This window comes from Oricola indica (assembly GCF_019966595.1).
GTDB classification, from domain to species: Bacteria; Pseudomonadota; Alphaproteobacteria; order Rhizobiales; family Rhizobiaceae; genus Oricola; species Oricola indica.
Genome location: NZ_JAINFJ010000002.1, coordinates 328,430 through 342,444 on the forward strand (window position 1 = coordinate 328,430; position 14,015 = coordinate 342,444).

16 protein-coding genes and 1 tRNA gene are annotated in these 14,015 nt (G+C 60.7%); 5 read left to right on the forward strand and 12 right to left on the reverse strand.

Annotated features, from left to right (window positions below):
* Positions 1 to 34: 34 nt before the first annotated feature.
* The 6 genes from LC343_RS07060 to LC343_RS07085 all read right to left on the reverse strand — a co-directional run bounded on the left by LC343_RS07060 (position 35) and on the right by LC343_RS07085 (position 4,582).
* Positions 35 to 1,243: an ABC transporter substrate-binding protein gene (locus LC343_RS07060; protein WP_223476404.1), complete on the reverse strand. Its 1,209-nt coding sequence runs from the start codon at positions 1,241 to 1,243 to the stop codon at positions 35 to 37.
* A 34-nt stretch (positions 1,244 to 1,277) separates the two neighbouring features.
* Complete coding sequence (locus LC343_RS07065; RefSeq protein WP_223476405.1) at positions 1,278 to 1,979, reverse strand: ABC transporter ATP-binding protein; 702 nt, start codon at positions 1,977 to 1,979, stop codon at positions 1,278 to 1,280.
* A complete protein-coding gene (locus tag LC343_RS07070) occupies positions 1,963 to 2,781 on the reverse strand; it encodes an ABC transporter ATP-binding protein (RefSeq protein WP_223476406.1) in 819 nt (272 codons plus the stop codon). The genes LC343_RS07065 and LC343_RS07070 overlap by 17 nt, the downstream gene beginning before the upstream one ends.
* A 288-nt stretch (positions 2,782 to 3,069) precedes the next feature.
* Positions 3,070 to 3,738: a TetR/AcrR family transcriptional regulator gene (locus LC343_RS07075; RefSeq protein ID WP_223476407.1), complete on the reverse strand. Its 669-nt coding sequence runs from the start codon at positions 3,736 to 3,738 to the stop codon at positions 3,070 to 3,072.
* 211 nt (positions 3,739 to 3,949) lie between these two features.
* Positions 3,950 to 4,024 (reverse strand) — tRNA-Phe (locus tag LC343_RS07080).
* Positions 4,025 to 4,153: 129 nt separating this feature from the next.
* A complete protein-coding gene (locus LC343_RS07085) occupies positions 4,154 to 4,582 on the reverse strand; it encodes a hypothetical protein (protein ID WP_223476408.1) in 429 nt (142 codons plus the stop codon).
* A gap of 157 nt (positions 4,583 to 4,739) precedes the next feature.
* Between LC343_RS07085 and LC343_RS07090 the strand changes: the two genes are divergently transcribed.
* The 3 genes from LC343_RS07090 to LC343_RS07100 all read left to right on the forward strand — a co-directional run bounded on the left by LC343_RS07090 (position 4,740) and on the right by LC343_RS07100 (position 6,908).
* Positions 4,740 to 5,087 carry a DUF952 domain-containing protein gene (locus tag LC343_RS07090; RefSeq protein ID WP_223476409.1) on the forward strand — a complete coding sequence of 116 codons (348 nt, stop codon included), beginning with the start codon at positions 4,740 to 4,742 and terminating at the stop codon, positions 5,085 to 5,087.
* On the forward strand, positions 5,084 to 6,178 hold the full coding sequence (locus LC343_RS07095) for a quinone-dependent dihydroorotate dehydrogenase (RefSeq protein ID WP_223476410.1): 1,095 nt from the start codon (positions 5,084 to 5,086) through the stop codon (positions 6,176 to 6,178). The genes LC343_RS07090 and LC343_RS07095 overlap by 4 nt, the downstream gene beginning before the upstream one ends.
* A 217-nt stretch (positions 6,179 to 6,395) precedes the next feature.
* The gene (locus LC343_RS07100; RefSeq protein ID WP_223476411.1) at positions 6,396 to 6,908 is read left to right on the forward strand and encodes a hypothetical protein; all 513 of its coding nucleotides are present in this window, start codon (positions 6,396 to 6,398) and stop codon (positions 6,906 to 6,908) included.
* Between the two features lie 265 nt (positions 6,909 to 7,173).
* Here the strand turns inward: LC343_RS07100 and LC343_RS07105 are convergent, their stop codons facing one another.
* From LC343_RS07105 to LC343_RS07120, 4 genes are all read right to left on the reverse strand, one after another.
* The gene (locus LC343_RS07105) at positions 7,174 to 7,983 is read right to left on the reverse strand and encodes a Stf0 family sulfotransferase (protein WP_223476412.1); all 810 of its coding nucleotides are present in this window, start codon (positions 7,981 to 7,983) and stop codon (positions 7,174 to 7,176) included.
* Entirely contained in the window at positions 7,973 to 8,770 is a 798-nt protein-coding gene (locus LC343_RS07110) for a bifunctional DNA primase/polymerase (protein ID WP_223476413.1), read from the reverse strand. The genes LC343_RS07105 and LC343_RS07110 overlap by 11 nt, the downstream gene beginning before the upstream one ends.
* Positions 8,767 to 9,570 (reverse strand): bifunctional DNA primase/polymerase, encoded by an 804-nt coding sequence (locus tag LC343_RS07115; protein ID WP_223476414.1) that lies wholly within the window; start codon positions 9,568 to 9,570, stop codon positions 8,767 to 8,769. The genes LC343_RS07110 and LC343_RS07115 overlap by 4 nt, the downstream gene beginning before the upstream one ends.
* Before the next feature lie 468 nt (positions 9,571 to 10,038).
* The gene (locus tag LC343_RS07120; protein WP_223476415.1) at positions 10,039 to 11,376 is read right to left on the reverse strand and encodes an MATE family efflux transporter; all 1,338 of its coding nucleotides are present in this window, start codon (positions 11,374 to 11,376) and stop codon (positions 10,039 to 10,041) included.
* A gap of 83 nt (positions 11,377 to 11,459) precedes the next feature.
* On the opposite strand from LC343_RS07120, the gene LC343_RS07125 reads away from it, so the two are divergent.
* Both LC343_RS07125 and LC343_RS07130 read left to right on the forward strand, forming a co-directional pair.
* Positions 11,460 to 12,365: a histone deacetylase family protein gene (locus LC343_RS07125; protein WP_223476416.1), complete on the forward strand. Its 906-nt coding sequence runs from the start codon at positions 11,460 to 11,462 to the stop codon at positions 12,363 to 12,365.
* Positions 12,366 to 12,456: 91 nt separating this feature from the next.
* Entirely contained in the window at positions 12,457 to 13,161 is a 705-nt protein-coding gene (locus LC343_RS07130) for a hypothetical protein (RefSeq protein ID WP_223476417.1), read from the forward strand.
* 20 nt (positions 13,162 to 13,181) lie between these two features.
* On the opposite strand, the gene LC343_RS07135 is transcribed toward LC343_RS07130, so the two are convergent.
* Positions 13,182 to 13,649: a CAP domain-containing protein gene (locus LC343_RS07135; RefSeq protein WP_223476418.1), complete on the reverse strand. Its 468-nt coding sequence runs from the start codon at positions 13,647 to 13,649 to the stop codon at positions 13,182 to 13,184.
* Entirely contained in the window at positions 13,649 to 13,912 is a 264-nt protein-coding gene (locus tag LC343_RS07140; protein ID WP_223476419.1) for a DUF6460 domain-containing protein, read from the reverse strand. The genes LC343_RS07135 and LC343_RS07140 overlap by 1 nt, the downstream gene beginning before the upstream one ends.
* Between the last annotated feature and the right edge of the window lie 103 nt (positions 13,913 to 14,015).

Here is a 14,015-nt window from a genome sequence, read left to right on the forward strand (position 1 = left end):
CCACCGTTCTGGAACCGGTTGAACACCGGGCCTGTTACTTTCTGATCGTCTGGAAGTAGGCCGAATAGCCGGCCGCATCCGAGGGAAGCTTGGTCTTGAACTCCCAGTCGCCGTCATGGAACTGGAAGGCGCCGTTGGAGATGTAGGCCTGACCCTTCGGGTCGAACATTTGACCGTCCACCGGCAGGTATTCCAGGACGACTTCCGAAGGCACCGTCAGATTGCGCAGAGCTTCCTTGACGGCCCCGAGTTCGGTGGTGCCGGCATTTTCCAGCGCATGTTTCAGGACCCAGACCTGGTCATGGGCAAACGCGCTGTTGGGGGTCGGATAGTCGCCCCAGCGTTCCTCATAGGCCTTGGCATAGGCCTTGGCGTTGTCTCCGAGCGCTTCGGCGTTGAACTCGATGGCGATCAGATCCCATACGCCTTCCATGGCTTCCTTCGAGGCCACGGCAAGAAACTGCTCGGCGCTTCCGCCGGAAAAGCCGAAGCGCGGCGCGGTGATGCCAAGCTCATGAGCCTGGCGATAGGCGAAGGCCACCTGCTCGACATAGCCGGAGATGAAGTAGCCATCCGGATCAAGACCGCGCACCTTGGTCAGCTGGGCCGTCATGTCGCGGTCCTGGCCACCGAAGGTTTCCACTGCGACGACTTCACCGCCAGCTTCCTTGAAGGCTTCGACGAGCGCGTCACGATACTGGGTGAACAGCGCCACATCGCGGGTCGCCACAACGCCGAGACGGCGGACGCCCTGATCGTAGATGAAGCGGCCGGCGGCGGCGCCGGTGTAATCGCCCGGAGGACGGGTCCGGAAGACGTTGTCGTTGCCGGCGGCGGTGATCGCCCGTGCACCGGCGGTGCCAACCAGCATGATCACGTCCTCGCGGCCGATGATCGAAGCCACCGCACCGGTGGAGGCCGAGCAGCAATAGCCCATCAGGTATTTCACACCGTCGCGGTCAATCAGCTTGCGCGCGACATTGGTCGCTTCGGTCGGATCGGCCTTGTCGTCATATTCGATGGTTTCGAGCGTATAAGTGTCATCGCCGACGGCGATACCGCCATTGCCGTTGATCTGCTCGATCGCGAGGTTGATGGCGCGGCGCTGCGGCTCGCCGTAAACGGCACCGCCGCCCGACAATGCGTCGCTTACACCGATGGTCAGCACCTTGTCGGCGGCATGCGCAGCCGGCGCAGTGATCGCGAGGGCACCAGCCATCGCAAGCTTCCAGAATCTATTCACTTTCATCTCCTCCTTTGGTGAGTCTCTTGATTGATCAGGCGCCCAGATAGGCGCTCTGCACACGCGGGTCGTTCGACATCTCTTGCGAGGTACCGGCGGTGACGACCTCTCCCGCCTCGAGCACATAGGCGCGATCCGCGACCCGCAGCGCCATGGACACTGCCTGCTCAACAAGCAGGATCGTGACGCCCAAGCCCTTGATTTTTATGAGTGTCTCTTCGATTTCATCGACGACCTTCGGGGCGATCCCCAATGACGGCTCGTCGAAAATGCACAGTTTCGGCTTGGCCATCAGCGCCCGGGCGATGGCGACCATTTCCTGCTCGCCGCCCGACAAAGTGCCCGCCATCTGGGTGGAGCGCTCGCGCAAGCGCGGAAACAGTTCCATCATCTCGTCGATTTCGGGCGTGATGCTCTCGCTGCGGCGACGATAGGCACCGAGCTTGAGGTTCTCCATCACCGTCATCTCGGGAAACATCTGACGGCCTTCGGGGCACATGGCGATGCCTCGCCGCGCCACCTCGTGGCCGGGAAGCCCCGCGACAGAGCGGCCATCGAAAACGATGTCGCCGGCGGACGGCCTCAGCAGCCCGCAAATAGCCTTCAGGATTGTCGATTTCCCGGCACCGTTGGGACCGATGAGCGCGACGCACTCGCCCTCTTCGACGGCGAACGACACGCCGTGAACGACTTCGGCCTGCCCGTAGGAAATACGGACGTCAGTGACGGTCAGCATCGCGATGCCCCAGATATGCTTCGATGACGTGCGGGTCGTTGCGAATTTCCGCGGGCGTTCCGTCGGCGATTTTCTCGCCGAAATTCAAGACGACGATGCGGTCGCAGATTTCCATGATCAGCCCCATGTGATGCTCGATCACCAGGACGCTGATGCCCTTGGACGGCAGCAGGCGGATGACCTCCGCAAGCGCCTTTCGCTCACTGGCGACCATGCCGGCGGCCGGTTCGTCCAGCAGAATGACCTTTGGCGCCGCGGCGACCATGACCGCGATCATCAGCAGGCGCTGGTCGGCCGCCGACAGGGTCGACGCCACCCTTTGCGCCTTGTCGTTCAGGCCGACAGCCTCAAGTGCAGCCATGGCTTTGGCGGTCATCTCCGCCTTTTCGCGGCGGGCCGAGCGGGTGCGCAGAACCGATTGAAGAGGCGAAGCCTTACGCTGGGTATGGCAACCAACCAGCACATTCTCGAGTGCAGTGAACTCCGGAAAAACCTGCGTCGCCTGATAGGTCCGGATCATGCCGCCGACGACGATCTTGTCGATCGCCTGGCCTGACATGTCGCGGCCTTCCAGAAGCACCTGACCGGATGTCGGCCGCACGGTCCCCGACAGCAGATTGACACAGGTGGACTTGCCGGAGCCGTTGGGACCAATCAGGCCGAGGATTTCGCCCGGATGGAGATCGAAATCGACGCCCTTGAGCGCCTGCACGCCGCCGTAACTCTTGGCGATCGATACCGCGCTGACGAGGGGATCGCCCGATGCGACGGTCGGCACCTCCTTGATAGAAGCTGCAGTCACTGAAAATTCCCCTCCCTCATGGATGCCCGGCACCTCAAGCCAGGCCTTCGACGCTGGGATTGCAAATTCATACCATCAGTCCTTTTTGTCAACCTTGAATTTTCCTTTTCGACTTCAAAGTCGAAACGCTCCTGAATCGGTTTATGCGCCCGCTTTTGCGTCCATTCAAATATCTGAAATCAAATGCTTTTTCGCAGCGCCAAATGAGCGCATGACAGCGGTCGCCAGCCGGATTGACCGGCAAGGCACTCAAGAAATCGGGAGAAGGAAGGGGAAGGACGGGCCGGATCAGCCCTTGAGATCGCCAGCCATCATCGGGCCGAACGCGAAGAGACGGGTGGACCCCGCGCGCGCCGGCGATGGCGAAAGACCGTTGCGCAGAAAATCGGAAACGGCGACAGAAATCTCGTCGACCTCCCAGGAGCCCTCGCGGCGATACCACTTGGTCACCCAGTTGGCCGTGCCCAGGGCGCAAAACGCGGCAAATTTCGGTTCGCAGGCCACGATCGACCCTTCCTCAACGCCCTCGCGAATGATGTTCACGATTGTCTGTTCGAATTCGTCGCGCTGGGCGATGACTTCGGCGAGCTGTTCGGGATTGAGGGACCGTTCCTCGAGAATGACCACGCTGTAACTGTCGTCCGCGATCATCGAGCGTACATAGTTGGACAGTGTCTGGCAGACCCGCTCGAGCGCATCCAGCGAGGTATCGCGGCAGACCGAATCAAGCGCCTGTTCGGAAGCCGCCAGATGGCACTTGAACAGAAGGTCCTGCTTGTTCTTGACGTAGTAATAGAGCGTCGGCTTGCTGATCCCCAGCAGATCCGCGATGTCGGAGAGGGACGTGCCGTGATAGCCATTCGTTCGGAAGGCCAGAGCGGCCTGGCGCAAGAGTGCATCCCGCTTCAGTTCGCGCTGTTCGGCGGCCGAGGGGACGACTTTGTTCCAGGATACCATGCGTGCCTTGCCTCTCGTGATTCAGCGCTGCATCTGACCCTTCGAATACAGAGTCGAAGCCTCTAACTCAACCGGCTTCTATATGGATCAGACCGTCGTAGACGAGTCTACGCGTCGGAAAATCGAACGCATCGATTTGGGCTCGTCAGCCGATGTGGGCGCTGAAGAACCCAAGCGAAACCACGCCAGTCTTTGTCACTCATCGGGGGAATGGTGCCCGGGGGCGGATTTGAACCACCGACACGCGGATTTTCAATCCGCTGCTCTACCCCTGAGCTACCCGGGCAATCACTTCACAGAAGGTCGTGAAGGCACGATCCGGGGCGGTGCCGCCGGAAAGTGCGCGGGTTATAGCATGTGATTTTGCGCTGGCAAGCGCCAATTTCCCGTTCCGTGCGTCACGTGGTGCGAGCGCTCAGGTGCGGTCGGCCGGCGGCTCGGGCGCGTCGGGCGTCGCCCCCTCCCCGTCGTCGAATTCCTCGACGATCCCGAGGAAGCGGCGGAAGAATTTCTCCATGTTGTCGAGGCCGCGATCGAACTCCTCCTCGCTGGGCATGGCGAGCGTCCGGTCAACCCGCTCTTCCAGCTTTGCGATCCTGTCTTCCAGCCGGTCGAGCGCGTCCTGGAAAGCGGCGCGTTCGTCGGCTGCGAGCTTGCAGACGAGCTGGCCGTTCCTTTCCGCGCAGATCGACATCTCGCCGGTCGCTGTGTCCATGCGGACATAGCCTTTTTCCGTCTTTTCCATGACATAGCGGCCGGAATCGGCGGCGGCCGGGCCGGAAGCGGACAGGATGGCGACAAGGACAGGTGCGCTCACGGCAAAGCCGCGGAACCGTTCGATCATCGGACGAAACCTCACATTAGCGGGCCGCCTGCGGGCAGCCGGGATGACACTGTGAATACCAGGCGATTCCGCACAAATTGCGACAGGGCGCAAGAAAGCTGTCCGTTTCGCGGCGGGCGGACTTTCGCGAGACGTCCACGCGGATTATGCAAACGTCATGGACAGGATCATCTACAAGATTGCGACGAAGGCGCAGTGGGCGGAAGCCGAACGGGCGGGCTCGTTTGCCGGCGCGCCGGTCGATCACGCCGACGGCTACATCCATTTCTCCACCGCCGCGCAGGCTAAGGAAACCGCGGCGAAGCACTTTGCCGGACAGAACGACCTGCTGCTGGTGGCCGTCGACACGGATGGCATGGGCGAGGCGCTGAAATGGGAGGTCTCGCGCGGCGGCGCGCTGTTCCCGCATCTCTATGCGCCGCTTTCGCTTTCGGCGGTCGTCTGGGTGAAGGCGTTGCCGCTCGGCCCTGACGGCGCGCATGATTTTCCGGAGATGGAAGGATGAGCGTCGGAGGCCTGCTCGAAGGCGCAGGGCGCTGGCTGGCCTTCCGCCTGGAACCGGAGGCGGCACACCGCATGGCAATCGCCGGGCTGAAGAGCGGGCTTTCGCCGGTGCGCGCAATCCGGCCCAATCCGAAGCTGAGCGTTCTGACGGCGGGTCTCGCCTTTCCGAATCCCGTCGGTGTCGCCGCCGGTTTCGACAAGGATGCGGAAGTGCCGGACGAACTGATCGCCACCGGTTTCGGCTTTGCCGAGGTGGGGACGACGACGCCGAAGCCGCAGCCGGGCAATCCGCAGCCGCGCGTCTTCCGGCTGCCGGGCGACCGCGCCGTGATCAACCGGCTGGGTTTCAACAATGAAGGCCACGACGCCGCGTTTCGACGGCTGGAGGCGCGGCGCGGACGCGGCATCGTCGGCGTCAATATCGGCGCCAACAAGGATGCCGAGGACCGTATCGCGGACTACGTGACCGGCCTGCGGCGCTTCTACACGCTGGCCGACTACTTCACGGTCAACATTTCCTCGCCCAACACGCCGGGCCTGCGCGACCTGCAGGGCCGCGCGCAGCTTGCCGAGCTGCTGTCACGGATCGGCGAAGCGCGGCAGGCGGAAGAGGAAACCCACAAACGGCGGGTGCCGGTGCTGCTCAAGATCGCACCGGACATCACCGAGGACGGCCTGGACGACATCGTCGCCGAGGTTCTCGACAAGGCGCTCGACGGGATGATCGTCTCCAACACGACGCTTTCCCGCACCGGGATCGCGCGCGATCCGGGGGAAGCCGGCGGATTGTCGGGCCGGCCGGTCTTCGAGCGGTCGACCGTCGTGCTGGCAAAAACCCGCGAAAGGCTCGGCCCGGACCTGACGCTGATCGGCGTCGGCGGGGTCGACAGCGCCGAGTCGGCGCTCACCAAAATCGAGGCCGGCGCGGATCTCGTGCAGCTCTATACCGGCATGATCTATCGCGGCCCCGGCGTCGCCAACGCGATCAATCGCGGCCTCGCGCGCATGCTCGACGCGCGCGGTGCGGCCTCGATCTCCGACCTGCGCGACGACGCGATGAAGGACTGGGCGGCGAAGGCTATTCCGGGGTGAGTGGATTGGTCCCGAGGGTGTTCGTCATGCGAACGAGGGGGGGGGCGAATTGCCGTTTTGAACATTCTTATGGCATTCGCGCAAACTGTTCGAAGGCGAGCCACCAGCAGCTAAGAGACGCTCGAGGTCATCATAGGCTCCGCGGAAAAATTAATTGCCTCTACGATCGTGATCATTCAAGTTTCCAACGCCAGATGATACATAAGCGAACACAGTATTGATTGATCATGAACTGTTGGATCTGATTGAACGATTTCAGACGATGATCACCGGTGCTTTGGGCTTTATCGGCGTGATTTGGACCCTGCGTGCCAATGCTCGATATGCCAAGGAATCGCATCAAAGGCAGATCGACACGAAGCGAAACACTTTGCGGAGAATTCTAGCAGCTGAATTCCGTAATTACTCTCGAGCATTACGTGACAATCTCAAAGCGAGATTGCCAATAGACGAGCAGTTCTCCGTAGGAAAAGTAAATCGCGTTTTCTCAGAAAGCCTCGCCGCCGACATTGGGTCGCTAGAACCCGGAGAGGTTGATGTCGTTGTGAACGCCCTCATCAGCCTTCATAGCTTCAATCACTTTCTTGAGAATATTTCGCAAACGCATTCTGACACTCGATACCTCATTCCAGGCGCGGTTTGGGACGAGTTTTGTAAAGGCGTATCGACGACGGCCGACGCACTCGACATAGCGATAGATGTACTGGAGAGCGCAACTAGCGACCGTTAGAAACACCTTCCGGGGTATACGGTGTATCCGCAAAGCCGCATCTGATGGACATACTGAAGATTTCTCGTCCCCCTGTCACCCAAACACGCTTCGCGCCTTTCTCGGCAAATTCGTTAGCAGCGTCAGCCCTCGCGCACCGAGAAACGCATTCAGCGCAAACCACAGGCCGTGATTGCCGAAGAGCGAGGACCGGCGCAAACAGGAGCGCGATCATCAGGTTGCGGTAGCGGGCGCAGGCAACCTTTATGAGCTAAAATTCCGAAAGCTACCTGGGCCGCTTGCGAAGTGGTTTGTTCTTAATAAATCGAACCAGATTGCTCAGCGTTCGCGGATAAACATCAACAGCATGCGACTGAAGAGGTCCAAATCGCTCTTGCTCCTTCACAAAGGCCGCACGCAGGGACTTGTTTTGCTTGTGAAGCACGCGTTTGAATTTGCTCTCAATTGGCGAATTCGCTGGTAGTTCAACGTCACAAGATTGAGCTATCTCGCCAACAATCCGTTCGGGATTCTTCGCCAGGTCCTCGTAGGTGACGAGAAACGGAACAATGTCGTTTCGTGCAAAATATTCTGTCCAGAAAGAATGGGCCTGGCAGACACCTCTGAGCGCAAAATCAACATCTCCCGAACTGGCTTCTACTTGCCTTCCGACGGGCTTATCAGGCTGATGTGCAAACCAGTCATCGTTTTTTGCTGCCAGCGCCAGCGAGACCGCTTGGCCCAACGTGTCGGCGCGTTGCAGCCAGATATAGCGGATATCCGGGAACCAGCGATTCAGATCAACATGATTGAGTAGCCGGCTCATGTGACTTGGGAAAAGCTTAATAGCCGCCACTCCGTTTTCCGTTTCCCAGTCGCGAGCAACATCGGCGAAAAATCTCTGCGTATCAAAACCTGTTTCGCGCGTTGCCGATTGCACATATGAACCACGCGGCCACAAATACTCCTGTGGCGTGCCCAGCCGTTTGGTGGATGCCATCAAATCACACAGGTGATTTGATCCTGTCCTGTAGAAAGTCGAAATTATCAGGAGTTTTTCGGGCGGCGCCCAATCACCAGGCAGATCAGATCTCATCGTCATTTTTCACCGATGTGTCGTCTTCAATCCAACCAACCTTCAATCCTTTACCGGTATCAAAGTATTTTTTGTCAATGAGGGCCCTGGCCCTTCGCCGCGCGTCATTCTGCCCGTTCAGGTAGCGTGTTACCAGCATCCGAATCATCACCGTCGTTGAAGACAAAGGCGCCAACAGGCTGATATTGTCGATCTGAAGACGGCGTGTTTTCTTACTTTTCGGTTCCGACAGCTTTACTATCGCCCTCATAAAGCTGTCGACCTGATCGTTGTCGATGGCTGGCAGGCTGTCGCAAGCCGTGTTCAGCGGGCCTGATCCGTCGTTCCAAACATATGGCAGTCGCGTACGCGGGTGCACGCCGTAGGCCACAAATTGTGCACCAAGGCCCAGAATATCCACATCACTGTATCCGGCCGAGATGATCGGCTCCGCGCATCGGTAGATCATGGCAACGCGATCGGGCCTGCCCCACCGTATGAGCGGTGTTGAACCCAGATGGGATTCGGCCAGAGCGATCACCTGTTTTGTGCGCGTTTCTTCACCGGAATCAATATCAACGGCCGCAACCGAATTGCCACAGGCACAGCCGATACTCGATCCGGCGTAATCTTTGCTCCAATCGGCGATGTCGCTTTCATCGGGCTGCTGCCAACAAAATCGGCGCCAATTATCGGTGGCGGCAGGATGTTTGCTGCCTTTTTGCACCGGGATCGGGTTAAATCCGTTCTCCACCAAACGGGTGAGGTTTTCCCCGGACAGGCGTATGCCTTCTCCGTGACTGCTCATTCCTGACCCCATCCATCAATATTGCTGTCAGGTGTCCATTGGATGGGTCCATCGATGCGCGGTGCGAAAGTAAGCCCCCAACACCCCGACCTTATGCTCTGGTAGATTTCGCGCTGAGCCCGCCTTCGTGCGTATTTTTTGCCGAAGACCACACGGCTGGCAAACTGAGCTAACAACACGCTGCGTGATGCCAATACCAGCGGAAGAAAATTGTCATCAAGCTTCAGCTCGAAGCCGGAAAACCGGTCACGAAACATTTCCCCGGCAACCAGATTCATGAATGCCAATGTTTCGCGGTTACCAATCTGCGGGAGGTTGCTCAACGGCAGCGTATGCGGAGCGTGACCGCGCAACCATTTATACTCCTCACCTGTGTCTGGGTGTACACCGTAGGCGTTGCAACTGGTCATCAGTCCCAACACATCGACTTGCGGCAATCTTATCGATAAAACCGGCTCTCGCGCTGAATAAATGGCAGAAAAACGCGGCGGCCGCCCCTGTCGCAACAACGGCGTCTCGCCACAAATCGACTCGACAATGCGGAGAAGCCTTTCGTTAAGGCGCTCGCATTCGGTGTCGATATCAATAACAACAACAAACCGCCCGGTTGGCAGTCCAAGCCCGCAGTCACCGTGTGTTTTCATCACACGTTCAACATCTTCCAACTGCGGGCGCATCCAGCAATATCTGTCTCGCGGCAACTCCGGATGGCTGTCTTTGCGACCTCGTACAACGGTGTTGATACTGTATCCATTATCGAACACCTGGCGAGCGTAGGTCGCAAAATGATTGTCCGCCAAACTGGCAACTCCGGAACCGAGAACCCAGAAAACATCCCCATAAGCAGAGGACCCCACCAACACGCCAAGTCCCAACAGTTCCCCCGCGCTCGGGCGAAAGAGCACAACCGTCAGCAACGCAATGAAGTGCCGGCCACGGCAATCAACCTGACCTCACACCACCGCCGTTGGCAGATCGAGGGCCGGCAAATGCTTGACGCAGCGTTAGCCTATTTAGCGCGGCTGGTCCATGTCACACAAATGTCATAAAAGGATTTTTTTGGCTGTTTTTGCCGCCGCAGCACTTTCGATGCCCGGTTTAGCGCCAGTCGCTACCGTGCAGGATGACCAAGTCCATACCCTGTGCCGTAATGGCCTCACGGATGTCGCCCTGCGCACTCATGTGACAACTTTCGATGCCGACGCCCATCCGTCCACCTTGGCACGCAAAGAAGCCGCTGGCGGACCTAAATAAAACGCCTCGCGCCCTCACCCAAACACCGTCCGCGCCTTTCTCGGCAAATTCGCCAGCAGCGTCAGCCCTCGCGCACCGAGAAACGCATTCAGCGCGAACCACAGGCCGTGATTGCCGAAGACGGGGACCAGCGCAAACAGGAGCGCGATCATCAGTGCCAGGGAGGCGAGCATCATGTTGCGCATGTCGCGCGACCAGGTCGCGCCGATATAAACGCCGTCCATCTGGAAGGCGAGCACGCCCATGATCGCGGTCAGCGCCGCCCAGGGCAGATAGGTCCGGGCGGTCTCGCGCACGCCGGGCGCGGTGGTCATGATGTCGATCATCGATCCGCCGAAGGCAAGGACGACGATGGTTGTGAAACCGGCGAGCAGGAAGCCCCAGATCATGGTCAGCTTCACCGCGCGCCAGAAGGCCGGCCGGTAATTGGCGCCGATGGCGCGGCCGACGATCTGTTCGGCCGCCGTGGCGAAGCCGTCGAGATAATAACCCGCGATCATGAAGAAGTTCATCAGGATGGCGTTGGCCGCGAGCGTCACCGCGCCAAACTGCGCGCCGGTGCGGGTGAACAGCGAAAAACCGGCCAGCAGCGCGAAGGAGCGGATCATGATATCGCGATTGACGGAAACGAGCCGCAGGAACGCGTCCCGTTCGAAGACATGCGCCCATGACGGCGCGGGCTTGCCCGCGAAACCGCGCCGGATCCACCAGAAACCGACGGCGGCGGCGGTCGCTTCGCCGAGGATCGTGCCGAGCGCCACGCCCTCGATGGCCCATCCGAGCACGAGGCCGAACCAGATCGAGCCGGCGATGTTGATGCCGTTGAGGAGGGTCTGCAGCAGAAGGGCCGGGACAGCCCTGCCCTGCCCCAGCAACAGGCCCAGAACGGAATAGTTGATAAGGGTAAAGGGCGCGGCGATCATGCGGATGGTGACATAGGTCCGCGTTGCCTCGGACACGCCCTCGCCGGGGTTCATCAACACGATGCCGAGTTCGCGGATCGGCAGGGCCAGCAGGAGAAGGCCGATCCCGAGCATTGCGGCGAGGATGATCGCGCGCCAGAACACGGCCTGCTGCTCGACATCGTCGCCGCGCCCGACCGCCTGGGCGACGAAGCCGGTGGTGCCCGAGCGGAGGAAATTCAGCGTGGTGAAGACGATGTCGAAGATGATCGCGCCGACCGCGAGCCCCCCGATCAGCGCGGCGTCGCCGAACTGACCGATCACCGCCGTGTCGACGATGCCGAGGATCGGCGTCGTCAGGAACGCAAGCGTCATCGGCACCGCGATGGTGAAAACCATTCGGTTCGTCACCTCGAAGGGGCGCGTTACGGATTGCGGGCTGGCAGTCATGGGCAGGATTCGCGAAAGCGCTTCAGGCGGGGCCGGATTGGCTTGATTGCTTTTTCGCCGGAACGCAATAGGTCTGACAAGCCATGCGCCTGCCAATCGTTCACAATCCCGCCTATGACGCGAATTTCTCGCCGAACCATCGGTTTCCGATGAGCAAGTACCGGTTGCTCGCCGACGCCATCATGGCGGAAGGACTGGCCGGACCCGGCGATTTCCACGTTCCCGCGCCCGCGCCCAAGGCCTGGGTGAAGCTGGCGCATGACCCGGCCTATGTGGACCAGGTCTATGCCTTCACCGTGCCGCGCGAGATCGAGAAGGCGATCGGCTTCGACGTGACCGAGCGCACCGCTATTCGCGCGCAATGCGCGACCGCCGGCACGGTGATGGCCGCGCGCATCGCGCTCGAACACGGCATCGCCTGCAACACGGCAGGCGGCAGCCACCATGCGGGGCGGATGCATGGCGCCGGTTTCTGCACCTTCAACGATGTGGGCGTGGCAGCGCATCTGCTGCTGGCAGACGGGGAGATTTCGTCCGCGCTGGTGCTCGATCTCGACGTGCATCAGGGCGACGGCACGGCGGACATCTTCGCCGGCGACAACCGCGTCTTCACGGCGTCCGTGCATGCGGAGCGGAACTATCCGCATGTCAAACAGACCTCGGACTACGATCTCGGCCTGCCGGACGGCATGGAGGATTTCGCCTATCTCAAGACGCTGGCGCTGGTGCTGGAGGAATTGCGGGAGAAGGTCTCGCCGGACATCGTCTTCTACAATGCCGGCGTCGATGTGCATGCCGAAGACCGGCTCGGGCGGCTGGCGCTGACCGACCGGGGCATCGAGCAGCGCGAACGCATGGTGTTCACGCATTTCCGCCAGCGCGGCATCCCGGTGTGCGGCGTCATCGGCGGCGGCTATTCGCGCGATGTCGAGGCGATCGCACTGCGCCACGTCATCCTGTACCGTGTCGCCAGCGAGTTCGTGTTCTGAGCCTGGCCGAAACGCGTCACTTCCCCGGCGATTATCTGGACACGCCCCTGGCGGCGGCATAGCGTGAAGCCCCGCCAACGAAAGAGCCCACATGCCAGTGTTTCTTGATGGCGCCGTCTTCAGCGGCATTCTGACGATCGTGATCGTGATCCTGCAGCGGGCGCGGGCCGGACGGCCCAGCCTGTCCGCGTGGAAGCTGCTCGCCATCGGCATCGTGGCAGCCTTCGTTATTCCGTGGGCGATCAAGCTTTCGGCGATGGCATGGCGGGAAGTCCCCTTCCTGCCCGCCCTGCCCGAAGTAAATTTCGACCAGGTTTTCATCGGATCCTTCGTGGCGGTGCTGGTGCTCTCCCTCAGCCATCGTCCGGGCAAGCGGCCGCGTGTGCCGCTGTGGGGCGCGCTTGTGGCCGGCCTGGCGTTCGCCTTTCTGCTTCCGCCGTTTCTGTATCTCGTTTCCGGCAGCTATCAGCGCTCGTCGCTTCGCGCCGACCTCAACCATTGCACCCAAGGCATGACGGGCGAGGTCCAGCCACGCGGCGTCGTCAATATCTGCGACGAACCGATCGCCGTAGGGCTTTGCATGCCGGGCGAGACCAATCCCGCGCCCTGTGATCAAACGAAGATCCTTGAGCCGGGCGAGAGCGCGACATTCGATCCCGGCGAAGCGCGATTGTCGTCATTGCCGTCCAATCTCAACGGCCTCACCGTCGTCGCCTGCCGTCCGCCGGCAAGGCCCTCGCGCATGCAGACGACCATGGGGCGCGGCTATGAAGGCGTGTGCCTGCCGCCCGCCTGACCGTTTGCAAAGATGCGGGCCTAGCCGCTGAGACCCATCACCCAGAATTTGCGTCCGTCGCGATTGCTGGCGACACCGACGCCAAGCTTGCGGAAGTCGGCGACCAGCATGTTTTCCAGATGTTTCGGGGAATCGCGGAAAGCCTCGAACATCGAGGCCGGATCGTGCTGGCCCTCGGCGACGTTTTCGGCCGCCGGCAAATCGATGTTCCACTTCTTCATGCGCCGGGCGAAATTGTCGTGCGACATGCGGCCCTTGCGCGCCATGTATTCCGCATGCTCGCGCGCCTGCCGGCCAAGCCTGCCGTCGGAACGCAGGCGCGGCTTGCCATCGGCGACGCGGAGCCTATTGACGCTTGCCAGCACCTTCCCCGTAACGATCTCGCTTTCGCCGGCACCGAGCGACAGGTCGAGCAGGCCTGATGTCGTGCAGCCCGACAACAACCCCGAGGACAACGCCCCGAGAATGACGACACGCCGCTCGATCATCAGTTGCGCCGGTAATTGAGTACGCGAAGAAGCACGAAGACCGGCACCACGATCATGGCGCCGAGGATCAGCCAGTCGCCGAAGCGACCGAGCGCGGCCCAGCCCTTCTCCCAGAGGTTCACGGCGAAGTCGCGGAACGCATAGACGATGTCGAGCGGATAGATGTTGAAGACATTCATCGCCATGCCGACAAGTATCGACACGACGATCAGCTTGATGATCGTCCGGGCGACGGTGTCGCCGAGGAACCGGTTGACAGTCATGTGGTGCGCTCCCGCTGGCCTCGGCGTGTCAGCTAGGCGCAAATTGGGGCACTTGCAAGGCTTTACCAGTCGCAGCCGGACCATTCCCGCGGCTTCGGCGCCC